The 13846-nt window shown below is 61.2% G+C and carries 14 protein-coding genes and 2 pseudogenes; 10 read left to right on the top strand and 6 right to left on the bottom strand.

Annotated elements, in window-relative coordinates; all coding sequences use genetic code 11:
• Position 1: 1 nt before the first annotated feature.
• The 6 genes from C6W55_RS08960 to C6W55_RS08940 form a co-directional block, all read right to left on the bottom strand.
• A complete protein-coding gene (locus C6W55_RS08960; protein WP_286892393.1) occupies positions 2-322 on the bottom strand; it encodes a DJ-1/PfpI family protein in 321 nt (106 codons plus the stop codon).
• The gene (locus C6W55_RS08955) at positions 232-1446 is read right to left on the bottom strand and encodes a winged helix DNA-binding domain-containing protein (protein ID WP_286892392.1); all 1215 of its coding nucleotides are present in this window, start codon (positions 1444-1446) and stop codon (positions 232-234) included. The genes C6W55_RS08960 and C6W55_RS08955 overlap by 91 nt, the downstream gene beginning before the upstream one ends.
• Positions 1447-1541: 95 nt before the next feature.
• Positions 1542-2198, bottom strand: a complete 657-nt coding sequence (locus C6W55_RS08950; protein ID WP_286892391.1) for a helix-turn-helix domain-containing protein — start codon at positions 2196-2198, stop codon at positions 1542-1544.
• On the bottom strand, positions 2096-2353 hold the full coding sequence (locus C6W55_RS18100) for a DUF6597 domain-containing transcriptional factor (RefSeq protein ID WP_353682026.1): 258 nt from the start codon (positions 2351-2353) through the stop codon (positions 2096-2098). The genes C6W55_RS08950 and C6W55_RS18100 overlap by 103 nt, the downstream gene beginning before the upstream one ends.
• 7 nt (positions 2354-2360) lie before the next feature.
• On the bottom strand, positions 2361-3977 hold the full coding sequence (locus C6W55_RS08945; RefSeq protein WP_213483524.1) for a glycoside hydrolase family 43 protein: 1617 nt from the start codon (positions 3975-3977) through the stop codon (positions 2361-2363).
• A 62-nt stretch (positions 3978-4039) separates the two neighbouring features.
• Positions 4040-5260: a UxaA family hydrolase gene (locus C6W55_RS08940; RefSeq protein WP_213483525.1), complete on the bottom strand. Its 1221-nt coding sequence runs from the start codon at positions 5258-5260 to the stop codon at positions 4040-4042.
• A 259-nt stretch (positions 5261-5519) separates the two neighbouring features.
• Here C6W55_RS08940 and C6W55_RS08930 point away from each other — a divergent pair.
• From C6W55_RS08930 to C6W55_RS08880, 10 genes and pseudogenes are all read left to right on the top strand, one after another.
• Positions 5520-5939: pseudogene (locus C6W55_RS08930) on the top strand (carbohydrate ABC transporter permease); the annotation flags it as partial.
• Between the two features lie 13 nt (positions 5940-5952).
• Positions 5953-6804: a carbohydrate ABC transporter permease gene (locus C6W55_RS08925; protein ID WP_286892390.1), complete on the top strand. Its 852-nt coding sequence runs from the start codon at positions 5953-5955 to the stop codon at positions 6802-6804.
• Positions 6805-6861: 57 nt separating this feature from the next.
• Positions 6862-7615: pseudogene (locus C6W55_RS08915) on the top strand (SDR family NAD(P)-dependent oxidoreductase).
• Positions 7616-7686: 71 nt separating this feature from the next.
• Positions 7687-8130: a PPC domain-containing DNA-binding protein gene (locus C6W55_RS08910; protein ID WP_286892387.1), complete on the top strand. Its 444-nt coding sequence runs from the start codon at positions 7687-7689 to the stop codon at positions 8128-8130.
• A gap of 76 nt (positions 8131-8206) precedes the next feature.
• A complete protein-coding gene (locus C6W55_RS08905) occupies positions 8207-8920 on the top strand; it encodes an RraA family protein (RefSeq protein ID WP_286892386.1) in 714 nt (237 codons plus the stop codon).
• Between the two features lie 18 nt (positions 8921-8938).
• Positions 8939-9667, top strand: a complete 729-nt coding sequence (locus C6W55_RS08900; RefSeq protein WP_286892385.1) for a FadR/GntR family transcriptional regulator — start codon at positions 8939-8941, stop codon at positions 9665-9667.
• A 35-nt stretch (positions 9668-9702) separates the two neighbouring features.
• Positions 9703-10869 (top strand): iron-containing alcohol dehydrogenase, encoded by a 1167-nt coding sequence (locus C6W55_RS08895; protein WP_286892384.1) that lies wholly within the window; start codon positions 9703-9705, stop codon positions 10867-10869.
• A 69-nt stretch (positions 10870-10938) separates the two neighbouring features.
• The gene (locus tag C6W55_RS08890; RefSeq protein ID WP_286892383.1) at positions 10939-11991 is read left to right on the top strand and encodes an ABC transporter substrate-binding protein; all 1053 of its coding nucleotides are present in this window, start codon (positions 10939-10941) and stop codon (positions 11989-11991) included.
• A gap of 20 nt (positions 11992-12011) precedes the next feature.
• Complete coding sequence (locus tag C6W55_RS08885; protein ID WP_286892382.1) at positions 12012-12293, top strand: hypothetical protein; 282 nt, start codon at positions 12012-12014, stop codon at positions 12291-12293.
• 88 nt (positions 12294-12381) lie between these two features.
• The gene (locus tag C6W55_RS08880; protein WP_286892381.1) at positions 12382-13800 is read left to right on the top strand and encodes an NAD-dependent malic enzyme; all 1419 of its coding nucleotides are present in this window, start codon (positions 12382-12384) and stop codon (positions 13798-13800) included.
• Positions 13801-13846: the final 46 nt, after the last annotated feature.

Genomic DNA, 13846 nt, shown 5'->3' with positions numbered 1-13846 from the left:
GTCAGCGGTCGGACACCGCCCCCATCAGCGCGTAAAAATAAGCGGCCTCGCCCGTGCTGTAGTAATGGTACCAGGCTTCCAGCGCTTCTCCGGACATGACGTCCAGCCGACGCATCACCTCGCGCGCCAGCAGCAGCGCGCCCGCCGAACCGGTCGTGATCAACCGGCCGTCGACCACGACCGGTTCGTCCCTGTAGAACGAAGCGCCCCGGTAGTTCGGGCAGAAAAACGTCAGAAACTCGAGGCTGTTGCTGGTGTGCGGGCGGTTGTCCAACAGGCCCGCTTCGGCGAGCGCGGCGGTCGCGCCGCATATGGCGGCCACGAGGCAGCCGCTGTCCAGCAGTTCGGCCGTTTTGGCCAGAATCGGTCTGTGCCGCGGATCCTGCCAGGGAGTCCGAGAAATTCGCCGTAACGCCGGGCCGCTCCGGCGACGCGTTCTTCGGTGACGCCCGAATTCTCGAACGGATGGACGGCCAGCTCCACGCCTTGCTTCCCGATCGACCTCCGCCAGATGCCCGCGATTTCGCCGCCGACCACCAGCATCGGAGCGTACACGCCGTTGCCGCCGGGGACGACCTTCGGGGCATGCTCCGGCTTGAGCATCGCGCTCCTGTCCTTGTAGCCGAGCAAATATTCGTCGTACCCCGCCAGCAGCGCGATCCCGGGCATCTCCGGGCCATCCCCGCGCTTTTCGCCGCCCGACCAGTAAGCCGTACCGCCGATCGTTTCGGAAAAAAGCACGCCGTCCGCCGCCGCGACCGCTTTTTTCGCCTCCGTGATCGTCAGCCCCGCCCACCAGCCGAAATCGTGCAAAGTCGCCGGACCGTGACCCGTGAAATACCGGACCGCAAGCTCCCGCAGCGCTTCTTCCCCGGACAGGTCGCGCGGGTTCGGCGCCCAGTCCTCCAGCGGCACGAACGTCTGCTGTTTGCCTTCCAGCGGCCCCAGGCAGATCAGCCCGGTCTGGGCCAACACCCACAGGATGTGGTAACCGCGCTGCGGCTTCGTGCGGATCCCCGCCTGCTCGAGCATCTCCATCAGCTCGGCGCGGGTCATCCGCTTCCGCTCCCTCAGCGCGCCCTCGATCAGCCGCCCGCATTGCGCGATCAGCCGGTCATCAATCTCGAGCTGCTGTTGTCTGCGCTTGTCGCGGGCGAGCACGCGGGGAGCGGACAGCCGGACCATCCAGCGCGCGTCTTCCGCGGGCACCGCATGCAGCGTGCCGCGCAATGCCCAGGTGAGCACGATGCGCCGGTCGGCGATGGCCCGCTCGACATCGGCGAGGGTCGCGCTTTCCGTGCGCAGGCCGATCGCCCACGCCGCCTGCGCGTAGTCCTGCGCCTGCAAGGCGCCGAGCCGCCGCACAACTTCGGCGGGCGTCTCCGTTTTCAGGCCGCTGATGAGCAGATTCCGCATTCTGCGGGAGGCGATGGCGGCATGGAGCATGGCATCCACTCCTGATCATACGGATTTCCGGTGTTTGCGATATGATCGTATCGCGCGGGGGCGCCGGCTGTATTGTAAATTTTTGTCCCGGGTAGTCAAAACATCGGCAGGTGGCAGGGGTGCATGCTCGCGGTGAGGCGGTATTCGGTCGGCGTCAGGCCCGAGAAAGCGTGGAACTCTTTGATGAAATGCGCCTGATCGTAATAGCCGCACGCATAGGCGATATCCGCCCAATGGATGTTCTCCGGCTGCCGGATCAGACGCAGGGCCTTCTGGAAGCGCATCAGCCGGCAGAAGCGCTTGGGCGTCATGCCGACTTCGCGCTTGAACTGTTCGATGAACCGCTTCGGGCTGACGTTCAGCCGCTCGATCGTACCGCCGACCGACAGGCCGGCCGGAGCACGGCGGAATTCCGCCAAGGCGTGCGCCACGGCGGCGTCCGGCGTCAGGTCGGAGTGAATGCGGGCGAGCAGCCAGGTTTCGAGGATAAGAAAACGTTCGGGGAGCGACGAGGCGTACAGCAGCTCGTCCCGCAGATCGGCCGCGCCGGGACCGTGCAGATCGGTCAAATCGAGGATCAGGCCGGCCGCTTCGCATGCGGGAACGCCAAGGAACGCGGCGGCGGCGGCCGGCTTGAACTGCGCGCCGATCATCGTCCGCTCGCCCGCGTTGTCCATGATGAAGCAATCCGAGCGGGGACCGATGACGACGGCGTGGCCGAACCGGCCCGCGTCAAGCCGCCGATCCCGCATCGGATCCGGTCGTCGCGCAAGTTCACGACCAGTTGGATCACACCCTCCGGGAGATTGCGCTCCTTCGCTCCCGGAGGGTTGATTCCCGAGAAGAACCAGAGGAAATCCACGAACCGCGCGAGCGGTTCGCGGGGAATGAACGTTCTGTAGATCATATGTCCATTATACACCAGGCTCCGGCAGTTCACGATACGTGAAATAGTCGAAGTCCGCATGTTTTCCCTGTCCGCTCAAGTCCTGCACGCAGATCCCCAGGAAGGCGCCCGTGAAGCCCTGGTCGATCATGCGGCCTTCGATCTTCGCTTCCACGTTCTCGTCGGAAATGACACTCGCGTCCAGCTCCGGCCCGATCGGCGTCCAGTCCTGCCCGTCCCGCGAATAGAGGAACTGCAGCCGGTCGTAACGGAGCGACGCTTTCAGGTGGACGCGCTCCCACCCGTCAACGGACACCGGCTGCTCCAGCGGCTCGTCGTACAGCCCGCGGTCGCTGCACATGATGTTCAGGCATTTGCCCAGCTCTTCGTCGCGGCTGATGTACAGGTAGTAGTAGTTTCGCGTGTTGTAGTAATGGATGAGGCCCGCCAGCTGCTGGAACGTGTCCGGCTCGAACTCGACCGCCGTCTCCGCTTCCGCAACGAACGCTTGCTGCCGGCGCGCGATCAGGCTTTGCCGATGCTTGGAGGAGAGCGATTCCCGCCCGATCAGCCGCAGGTATCCCGACCGCGCGGTCAGCGACGCCCACTGCTCGTCGAGCGGCTCGCGCAGCGTCTGGAAGTGGATGGAGATCCGCTCTCCGTCGAAATGGTCCGTCTCCGGCTCGGGCGGGAACGGATGGTCCGGCAGGTCGGGCGCGGGCACGACCGCCTTCGGGCTGTTCCCGCCGCCGGCCGGGCGCAGCCAGCCGTCCTCCGTCCATTCCACGGGCAGCAGCGCCGTCTCCCGGCCGAGAATGCAGCGCTCCGACGGGCGGAGCGGCCGGCCGCACAGGTAAGCGAAGTACCAGTCGCCGGTCTGCGTCTGCACCAGGCTGGCGTGACCCGCCCGCTGCAGCTCCAGTTCGGGTTTGTTCGCCGCGGTCAGGACGGGATTTTCGGGGTCGACCTCGTACGGACCGAACAATGATCTTGATCGCGCGACCGTCACCGCGTGGTTGAACCGGGTGCCGCCTTCGGCCGTGACAAGGTAGTACCAGCCGTTGTGTTTGTAGAGATGCGGCCCTTCCGTGAGCCCCAGCGGCGTGCCGCGGAAAATGTTGCGGATCGGTCCCAGAAGGCGCCGCTCTTCCGGTGAATACTCCTGCAGCGCGATTCCGGCGAACTTGTTTTTGCCCTTGCGGTAGTCCCAGATCATGTTGACCAGCCACTTGCGGCCGTCGTCGTCATGGAACAGGGACGGGTCGAACCCGCTGCTGTTCAGGTAGATCGGCTCGGACCACGGCCCTTCGATGCTCGGGGCGGTCACCAGATAATTGTGGGTGTCCTTGAACGGGCCGACGTGGCTCTTCACATCCGTGAATACGAGGTAGAACAAGCCGTCGGCGTAGCTCAGGCAAGGCGCCCAGATGCCGCCGGAGTCGGGATTGCCGAGCATGTCAAGCTGGCTCCGGCGCTCGAGCGGCCGGGCGGCCAGGCGCCAGTGGCGCAGGTCGCGGGAGTGGTGGATCTGCACGCCGGGGAACCACTCGAACGTGGAGGTCGCGATGTAATAGTCGTCCCCCACCCGCAGGATGGACGGGTCCGGGTTGAAGCCGCGCAATACGGGGTTGTGGATCGTCTTCAATGGAATTCCCTCCTTTACTCTATCATGTCATAAAGCCGGTCCGACGCGTCAATCATCATTTTTTAGAATGTCGGTCCGATGCGCCAAATTCCGAAGTCGTGCTGCTTCAAAATTTCCGACCGGGTCAGCTTGCCCGAGCAGACGGCCAGCAGCTCCCCGTACAGCCGGCCGCCGACTTCTTCGATCGTCTCCGTGCCTTCGATCACCGTGCCCGCGTTGAAATCCATATTGTCGCCCATGCGGCTGTACATATGGGAATTCGTCGCGATCTTGATGACCGGGGCGATCGGCGAGCCGGTCGGCGTTCCCCGGCCGCTCGTGAACAGGACGACCTGCGCCCCGCCGGCCACCATGCCGGTGAGCTGCTCGATGTCCTGGCCCGGCGTATCCATCCAGACAAGCCCCTTCTTGCTCGGCCGCTGCGCGTAGTCCACCAGCTCCTGCAGCGGGCGGCTGCCCGCCTTGGCCGCGGCGCCGAGCGATTTCTCCTCAAGCGAGCTGAGCCCGCCGCGGATGTTGCCCGGGCTCGGGTTGCCCGTGCGGATGTCCACGCCCATCATGAACGCGCGGCTCTCCATCGCCTGAATCACTTCATATACCCGTTTGGCCACCCGGTCATCGGCGGCCCGGGCCGCGAGCAGATGCTCCGCGCCGATCAGCTCGGTCGTCTCCGCGAGGATGGAGGTGCCGCCGGCGTCCACTACAGCGTCGCTGACCCAGCCGACGGCCGGGTTCGCCGAGATGCCCGAGCAGGCGTCCGAACCCCCGCATTCGGTGCCGACGATCAGCTCGCTGACCGGCACCGGTTCGCGCATGAGCCGCGAGGCGTCCGCGACCATCGCCGCCGCGATTCTCGCGCCCTGCGCGATCGCCATCAGCGTGCCGCCGTGGTCCTGGATCGACACCACCTCGACCGGCTTGCCGCTCTTCGCGATTTCCTCCGCCACGCTCCGCGCCTGGTGCGTCTCGCAGCCGAGCCCGAGCACCACGACGCCGTAGACGTTGGGGTTCGCCCCCATGCCGGCGTAAGTGCGGAACGTCTGCTCGAAGTCGACGCCCACCTGGGCGCAGCCGTGCTGGTGGATGAACGACACCGTTCCCGACACGAGCTGCGTGATCTGATGCGCCGCCTGGGCCGCGCAGGTGATCGTGGGCAGAATGAGCACGTGGTTGCGCACCCCGACCCGTCCGTCCGGCCTCCGGTATCCCCAAAATTGCCCGTCATGATTTTGCAAGTTGATCCCCCCTGCCCCGAACCCCTTCGAGATTGTGAATGTGGACATGCTGCCCCGGGCGAATGTCGGATGTCGCGCGACCCGATCACTTCGCCGTACTTGAGGATGGACTCGCCCGCCGCGATCGGCCGAACCGCAAACTTGTGGCCGAAATCGATCGGCTCAAGCACTTCAACTTCGAAAACGCTTTCTCCGCAAACGACGCGAACCCTCGTGCCGGCGGGAATGTCCGTCAGGGCGACGGCCACGCTGTCGACGGGCTTCATCATTACCACTTTGTGCGCCTTCTGCACGTTGGTCCACGTCGCTGTACACACTGATTACGCTGCTTGTGTGGCAGTTCGGATCACCGATGATTATCTTCCTGGCGGGGCTGAAGCAGATCCCCGAAACGTTGTATGAAGCCGCGGCCATCGATGGCGCGGGACCGTTCAGAAGGTTCTGGAACATTACGCTGCCGTCGCTGACGCCGATCATCTTCTTCAATCTGGTCATGCAAATCATCAACGCGTTCCAGGCGTTCACGCCGGCCTACATCGTAGGCGGCGGACAGGGCGGCGCGATCGATTCCACCCTGTTCTACACGCTGTACCTGTACATCAAGGCGTTTACGGAGTTCAAAATGGGCTATGCCTCGGCGCTGGCCTGGGGGCTGCTGGTGATTTGCGGCGTGTTTACCTGGTTGTTGTTCCTGTCTTCGAGAAAATGGGTTCATTACGAAAGCTGAGGGGAGTACGGACATGTCCCGCGTCTATGCCGCGAACAAAGGCGCCTCCGTCATCAAGACGGTGATCGCCGTCATTGCTTCGGCCGTCATGCTCTACCCCTTGCTCTGGATGCTGGCCAGTTCGTTCAAACCGCAGCATTTGATTTTTCAGGATCTGAGCCTGTGGCCGGATGTTTTCACGCTGGAAAACTACATCAACGGCTGGAACGGATTCACGAATCTCACATTCGGAACGTTCTTCAAAAATTCGTTCATCGTCGTCCTGTTCTGCATCATCGGGAACCTGCTCACCTGCTCGATGGCCGCCTATGCCTTTGCAAGGCTTGAGTTTACGGCCCGCAACTTCTGGTTCGCGCTCATGTTCGGGTCGTTGCTGCTGCCGCACCATGTGGTTCTTATTCCGCAATACATCCTGTTTGACAGTCTGGATTGGATCAACACGTACATGCCGCTTATCGTGCCAAAGTTCCTGGCTTCGGACGCCTTTTTCATCTTCCTGATGGTGCAGTTCATTCGCGGGCTGCCCCTCGAACTGGATCAAGCGGCGAAAGTGGACGGTTGCGGCCACATCCAGATTTACGGCCGGATCATTGTGCCTTTGCTGCTGCCGGCCATCGTGACAACGTCCATCTTCACGCTGATATGGACATGGAACGATTTCTTCAGTCAGCTGATCTACATCAGCGATCCGCGAAAACTGACCGTCGCGCTTGCGCTGCGGTCGTTCATGGACACAATGGGCCAATCCTCCATGGGTTCGCTGTTCGCGATGTCCATTCTGTCGCTGGTCCCGATCTTCATCTTCTTCCTGGTGTTTCAGCGTTGGCTGATTGAAGGCATCGCGACTTACGGTGTGAAAGGTTGATGCATGCCGAACCGTTCAATGGCGACATGGAAATCACAACTTTAAGAAAAAGGGAGAATGGCTTGCATGCACTTGGAAGGCAGAACCGTGTTAATCACCGGCGCAGCTACCGGCATCGGCAAGGCGATCGCCCTGAAATTCGCATCGCACGGCGCCAACATCGTCATCAAATACTCCAAGTCCGAGGCGGAAGCGGAGGACACGCTGCGGGAAGTGGAGCAGCAGGGCGTGAAAGGCCTCGTATGCCGGGCAGACGTCTCCATCGACGAACAGGTCCGCGGCATGGTCGATTCAAGCCTTTGGCCGCATCGACGTGCTGATTAACAACGCGGGAACGACGCAGTTCGTGGCGCTGTCTGATCTGGACGGCATGACCGAGGAAATCTGGGACCGGGTATTTGATGTCAACGTCAAGGGCGTTTTCTTCACCAGCCGCGCCTGCGCACCGGAGCTGGTGCGCAACCGGGGGTGCATCATCAACATCACCTCGATCGCCGGCTTCAGCGGGCACGGCAACTCCTTGGCCTACGCGGCGTCGAAGGCGGCGGCGATCAGCATTACCCGGTCGTTCGCCCGGGTGCTGGCGCCCCATGTCCGGGTCAATTCCATTGCGCCCGGCGTCGTTGTCACCCGTTGGGTAGATGGGCATGACGACCACATCCAGAACTTCGCAAAAGCGACTCCGTTCGGCCGCGCGGCCACGCCGGAGGACGTGGCCGACGCTGCCTGGGGGCTGGTGTGCGGCGGGCAGTTCATTACCGGGCAAACCCTTGTGGTGGACGGCGGTTGGAGCCTCAACAGCATTGTCTGATGTTCCGCCTGCCGCTCTGCGAAAGTTGAGCATACAGGGTTTGAAATCTTTTTTCAGCGGAGGGATGTACCATGGCCACATTGTTTATGGGTGAAGGATTCGGCAGGCCCATCATCATCCATCTGAAGCGGGGGGACCTGCTTCTGGAGAGCATCCGCGACCTGCTTGCGAAGGAGGGGGTGAAAAATGCGGTCTTGTTCGGCGCGGTGGGTTCGATGCGCAAACTGGTCTACCACCTGCCCACCAGCACTGGGCCGACTTCGGACGACCGGTTCATTACCGTGGAAGGCAACGGCCCGATCGAGCTGGGCTCCCTGTCGGGGAACGTCATTGACGGCGATCCGCATCTTCACATCGTCGCCCAGGACGCAAAAGGCACCTATGTCGGCCACCTGGAGGAAGGCACCGAAGTGCTGTTCCTGGCAGAAATTATTTTGGCGGAAATCAAAGACCCGGGCATCCATCGCGTAAAAAATGAACACGGAGTCGTCTATCTGGACCGAAAACCGCAATGATTACGCTGTTCATGACCATTTGCTTTCTCACCTTTCCATTCAACCATAACAATACATGCATTGGAGGTAATCCCGCATGGCCATGACTGACAAAGAATTGATTCAAGAGATTCGAAAATGCCGGCTGGCTGACCTGTCTGACGGAATGGACGCGCTCGGGCTGGTGAACGTCGGCTCGATGTCGACCGAGATGCGCCCGCTGCGCCCCGGCATTTCGTTCGCCGGATTCGCCTGGACCGTCAAGCTCGTTCCCGCACAAAAGACGTTCCATGCCTGCAAGACGGTCGAAGAGTACAAGAAGATGAACGGCGAATGGTGCTCCGACGTCTACACGTTCGCCAAAATTTTGAAGCAGGAAGACATGACCGACAAAGTGCTCGTCATCGACCAAGGCGGCTATCCGGGCGGCGTGCTCGGCTCCGAGAACACGATGGACTACAAGCTGCGGGGCGTGGTCGGCTACGTGGTGGACGGCGGCTGCCGCGACTCCTACGAGTGCAACCGGCAGCAGGCCAACGTCTTCTGCACGAAGCGCACGTTCCACCACGTGTCCGGCCGTCTGGTGCACGGCGGCGTCAACATTCCCGTCGAGTGCGCCGGCGTGACGGTCAATCCCGGAGACATCGTGTGCGCGGACGACGACGGCGTGCTTGTCATTCCCCGCGACCGCGCCGAAGAAGTGCTCATGTTCGCCAAGGCCATTCTCGAAGACGATATGAAAGTGCGGGCTCAACACTATGAAGCCCTGGGCTTCGAGCCGGACGAAACGTTGAACAGGTTGAACGATTGAAGATTGGAGTTTTGGAAAGTGAGCAAGGATTACAAGTTTGAACCGATTGAAACGCACTCGCTGGTCGTCGAGCTGACCAAGCGCCTTCTGAATTACATTCTTTCGGGCAACGTTCGCCCGGGCGATAAGATTCCGGCCGAACGGCAGCTGTCCGAAGCGCTGGGCGTCGGCCGCTCGGCCATCCGGGAAGCGATCAAGGCGCTGTCCGTTCTCGGCATTCTGGAAGTCCGCCAGGGTTACGGCACCTACGTGAAACAGACGAGCTCCTCCCTGCTGACCCAGAGCATCGAATGGGGGCTCCTGCTGGGAGAGAAACATACGATGGATCTGGTGGAAGCCCGGATGCTGTTCGAGGTGGACATCGCCCGCCTCGCCGCCCAGCGGTGGGAAGGATCGGAACTGGATGAACTGCGGGACATTCTCGCCAGGATGAAGAACGCCAGCCTGTCCGAGTTCGTGGACGCCGACGTCCAGTTCCATATGAAGCTGTGCGACATGGCGAAAAATACCGTTCTGAAAAACGTGCTGTCCAGCATCCGCACCCTGCTGCGCACCTGGATTCAATGCGTCATCGACAAAGCCGGCGAGACCGCGTTCTCGTACGAAGACCACCACGCCATCTACCTGGCGGTCTCCGAACGGGACCCCGACGCCGCGGCCAGAGCGATGGAGCATCATATGAGCGATGCTTCCAAACGGCTGATCGAGGTGCTGCGCGAAGCGGACGAAGCGGACAGCGCATCCTGAATCATCCATCCTGGATATTGAAGGAAGTCAGGGCCATGAACTATCGATTCTCGATCCCAACCACGGTGGAGTGCGGAACGGGCATTTCCGGACGCGCCGGCGAATTTCTGCGGGCACGGGGCGCCAGCCGCGTGTTCGTCGTCACCGACGCCGGCATCCGGAATGCTGGACTGCTGGAGCCGGTCCTGCATTCGCTCGAGGAACACGGATTGAAGTACGACATCTTCGATGAGACCGAGCCCAATCCGAGCGCAGAGAGCGTTATGACAGGATTGGAACGGCTGAAGCAGAAGCCGCATGACCATATCCTCGCCCTTGGTGGCGGAAGCAGCATTGATACCGCGAAAGGTATCGGCATTATGGCGACCAACAAGGGGCACATTCTGGATTATGAGGGGGTGAACCGAATCCCGCATCCCGGCCTCCCCGTGGTGGCCATCCCCACCACGGCCGGCACCGGCAGCGAAGTGACCGCTTCGACGATCATCACCAATTCGCAGACCCATTTCAAGGCTGCGGTGATCAGTCCGTACATTTTCCCGCAGCTGGCGCTGCTCGACCCGCAACTGACCGAGAAACTGCCGCAAGAGTTGACAGCCGCCACCGGCATGGACGCGCTGACTCACGCCATTGAGTCGTACACGTCCAAGACGGCAACATCGTTCAGCCGGGCGCTCGCCATCGAAGCGATTCGCATGATCGGGCAGAATCTTAAAAAAGCGTACTTTGTCGGCAACGACCCGGCCAGCCGCGAACAGATGCTGGTCGCGTCGGCAATGGCCGGCATGGCATTCGCGCAGTCCCGGCTGGGCAACGTGCATGCCATATCCCACACGCTGGGCGGCGTCTTCAACATCCCGCACGGCATCGCCAACGCCGCGCTGCTGCCCTACGTGATGAAGTACAATCTGCCCGCTTGTCCGGAGAAAATGAAAGATATTGCGGAAGCGCTGGGATGCCGCGTCGACGGCCTGCCGCTTGATGAGGCGGCGGAACTTGCCGTGCAAGCCGTAGTCGAGTTGAACCGGGCGCTCAATATTCCGTCCAACATTCGCGAGCTCGGAGTCGATTTGAAAGCGCTCCCCAAACTGGTTGAAGATTCGATGCGAAGCGGCAACGTGCTCGTCAACCCGAGATGGACCCGGTCATCCGACATTGAACGCATCATTCGGAACGCATATGAAGGGAATCTGTCGGTTTAACCCTGTCGATTGCCTTCACATTTTGCCGTACTCATGTGGTCCACACCGAAGAATGGAGTGATTGTTTCTATGAAACGGAAGCAAGGCATCGCATTCTTACTGGCTGTTCTGTTGTTGGTGCTGTCGGCGTGCGGCGGAGGCGCCAATGAACCGAAATCCAATTCATCATCCGAAACCGGCGGCTCCGACTCCGGATCCTCAGCGTCAGGCAGCAGCGCGCCGGAGAAAGTGGAACTGCGCATCTCCTGGTGGGGCAACGCCGAACGCGCGAAGTTGTACGACCAGATTCTGGATATGTACGAGAGCGAAAACCCTCACGTGACGACCGTTCGCGAGTGGACAAGCTTCAACGATTACTGGCCGAAGCTCGCTACCCAGGTTGCGGGAAACAACATCCCTGATATTTTCAGTCTGCACGTATTGTTGTATGGCGGCGACTACGGCAGCAGGAACGTCCTCGAACCGCTGCAGCCGTATGTGGATCAAGGTCTGATCAATCTGGACGGCTGGGATCCGGCCGTAATCGACGCGGGCAAGCTGAACGGTGTTTTGTATGCGCTTCCGAAAGGTGTAACGTCCAGCGCCCTGATCTTCAATACGACAATGATCAAAAATCTGGGACTCGATCTGCCGGAAATCGGCACGCTCAGTGAATTCAAATCCTATCTGCAGCAGCTTCGCGACAAAATGCCGGCGGACCAATATCCGATCGTTGACGCCAGCTTCGACGACCACTATGTCGAATCGTTCGTCCGGAGCAAAGGCAAATCGTTCCTGTCAAGCGACGGCAGCGGCCTTGGCTTCGCCAAGGAAGACCTGATGGAGTTCTGGAGCATCTGGGAAGAATTCCGGCAACTCGGTCTCACCGTTCCGGTCGGGATGACTGTCGAGAACACCGGACAGCCCGCGGAGAATTCGCTGTTCGTCAAGCAGCGCGTGGCCATCGACATGAAACCGAGCAACCACGGCAAAATCTACAGCCGCAACCTGCCCGATGTCGAAATCAACATGCTGCGCACGCCGAGTGCGGACAACGCCGTGTTCGAAGCGGCGAGAACCTGCAGGCGCCGTCCTGGGTCATCAGCAACAAATCGCAGCACAAGGAAGAAGCGGCCAAACTGATCAACTGGTTCGTGAACAATGTGGAAGCGCAAAAGATCTACAGCCTGGAGAACGGCATCCCCGGTTCCACGGCGATCCGGGAGGCGCTGAAGCCGGACTTGCATCCGATGGACATCGAGGCGATCAATCACGCGGAAACGATCTCGCCCGATTTGCCGCCCACGGATTACCGCCAGGAAGGCGCTTCGGAAGTTTTCACGCTGTACAAGAAATGCCTGGAACAGCTCGCCTTCGGCCGCATGAGCGTGGAACAAGCGGTGGACGGCTTCTTCCAGGAAGCAGAAACCATTCTGAAACGATAATTTGATTCTCGGAAATGGCTTTGCAGCCCCGGCTCCGGCCGGGGTTGTCACGCTTCTTTCAGTATGAATGCGACGAGGTGCTCCCTCTATGACGTTTACCAGCATCATTCTTCGTCTGGAACTGGACCATCGCATGGCCGCCCTCGGTGATGCCATCGACGTGATCACCGCCTCCGGCGGAGACATCACATCCATGGACATGGTGCGACCCGGACGCGACAAGTCTGTATGCGACATCACGATTCATGTCACAGATACGGCGGAGACCGCCGTACTGGACGCCGTGAAGCTGTACCCGGGACTCCGGCTGATCCATGTGTCGGACCGCACCTTTCTGATGCATCTGGGCGGGAAAATCTCGATTCAGCCGACCGTCCCCATCAAGAACAGGGACGACCTTTCCCGGGTATACACGCCCGGCGTGGCGCGCATCTGCACGGCGATCCGGAACAATCCGGACAGCGCCTACACCCTCACCATCAAGCGGAACACGGTCGCGATCATCACCGACGGAACGTCCGTTCTCGGCCTGGGTGACATCGGTCCGTCCGCTGCGCTTCCGGTCATGGAAGGCAAGGCGATGCTGTTCAAGCAGATGGCCGGCGTCGATGCCTTCCCCATCTGTCTGGACACGAAAGACCCGAACGAAATTGTGGATATCGTGAAAAAAATTTCTCCCGTCTTCGGCGGCATCAATCTGGAAGACATCGGCGCCCCCCGCTGCTTCGAAATCGAACGCCGGCTCGCGGAAGAGCTTGACATTCCCGTGCTGCACGACGATCAGCACGGCACATCCATCGTGGTGGCTGCCGGACTGCTCAACGCGCTCAAGGTGGTCGGCAAGCGTCTGGAAGACATCCGCGTTGTGGTCAACGGCATCGGAGCGGCGGGCGGTTCCATCTGCCGCATGCTGCTGTCCATGGGGGTGCGGCGGCTCGTCCCCGTGGATCGGGACGGCGCGATCGTGCATGGCGGCCGATATGCCAATCCGATGTGGCAATGGCTGGCGGAGCAGCCCCAGGTGGAACGGAAATCCGGCACGCTGCGCGAAGTTCTCGCCGGGGCGGATGTGTTCATCGGCGTGTCGCGGGGCGGGGTGCTGCATGCGGACGATATCCGGCAAATGTCGCCCGATCCGGTAGTGTTCGCGCTCGCCAATCCGGTTCCTGAAGTTGAGCCCGCTGAGGCGCGGCCGCTCGCCCGCGTACTCGCCACGGGGCGCAGCGATTATCCGAATCAGATCAACAACGCGCTTGTCTTCCCCGGCATATTCCGGGGAGCGCTCGATTGCCGCGCCCGGCGCATCAACGACCGGATGAAGCTGGCGGCTGCACAGGCGATAGCCGGCGTCGTCTCGGACCATGAGTTGAACCGGGACTACATCATTCCCGGCGTCTTCAACGAAAGGGTCGTGCCGCGGTTGCGGCGCGCCGTCATCGAAGCAGCCATCGAAACCGGAGAGGCGAGGCGGATTCCGCCGGATTTCCGCAATGGCTCCACGGGTTGACGCGGATCTGTTTACAACAAACCCGTACGCAATGTAATATAGACTC

The sequence above is a fragment of the Thermobacillus sp. genome (assembly GCF_003390775.1).
Classification (GTDB): domain Bacteria; phylum Bacillota; class Bacilli; order Paenibacillales; family Paenibacillaceae; genus Thermobacillus; species Thermobacillus xylanilyticus.
This window is presented reverse-complemented; position numbering and strand designations above follow the sequence as displayed.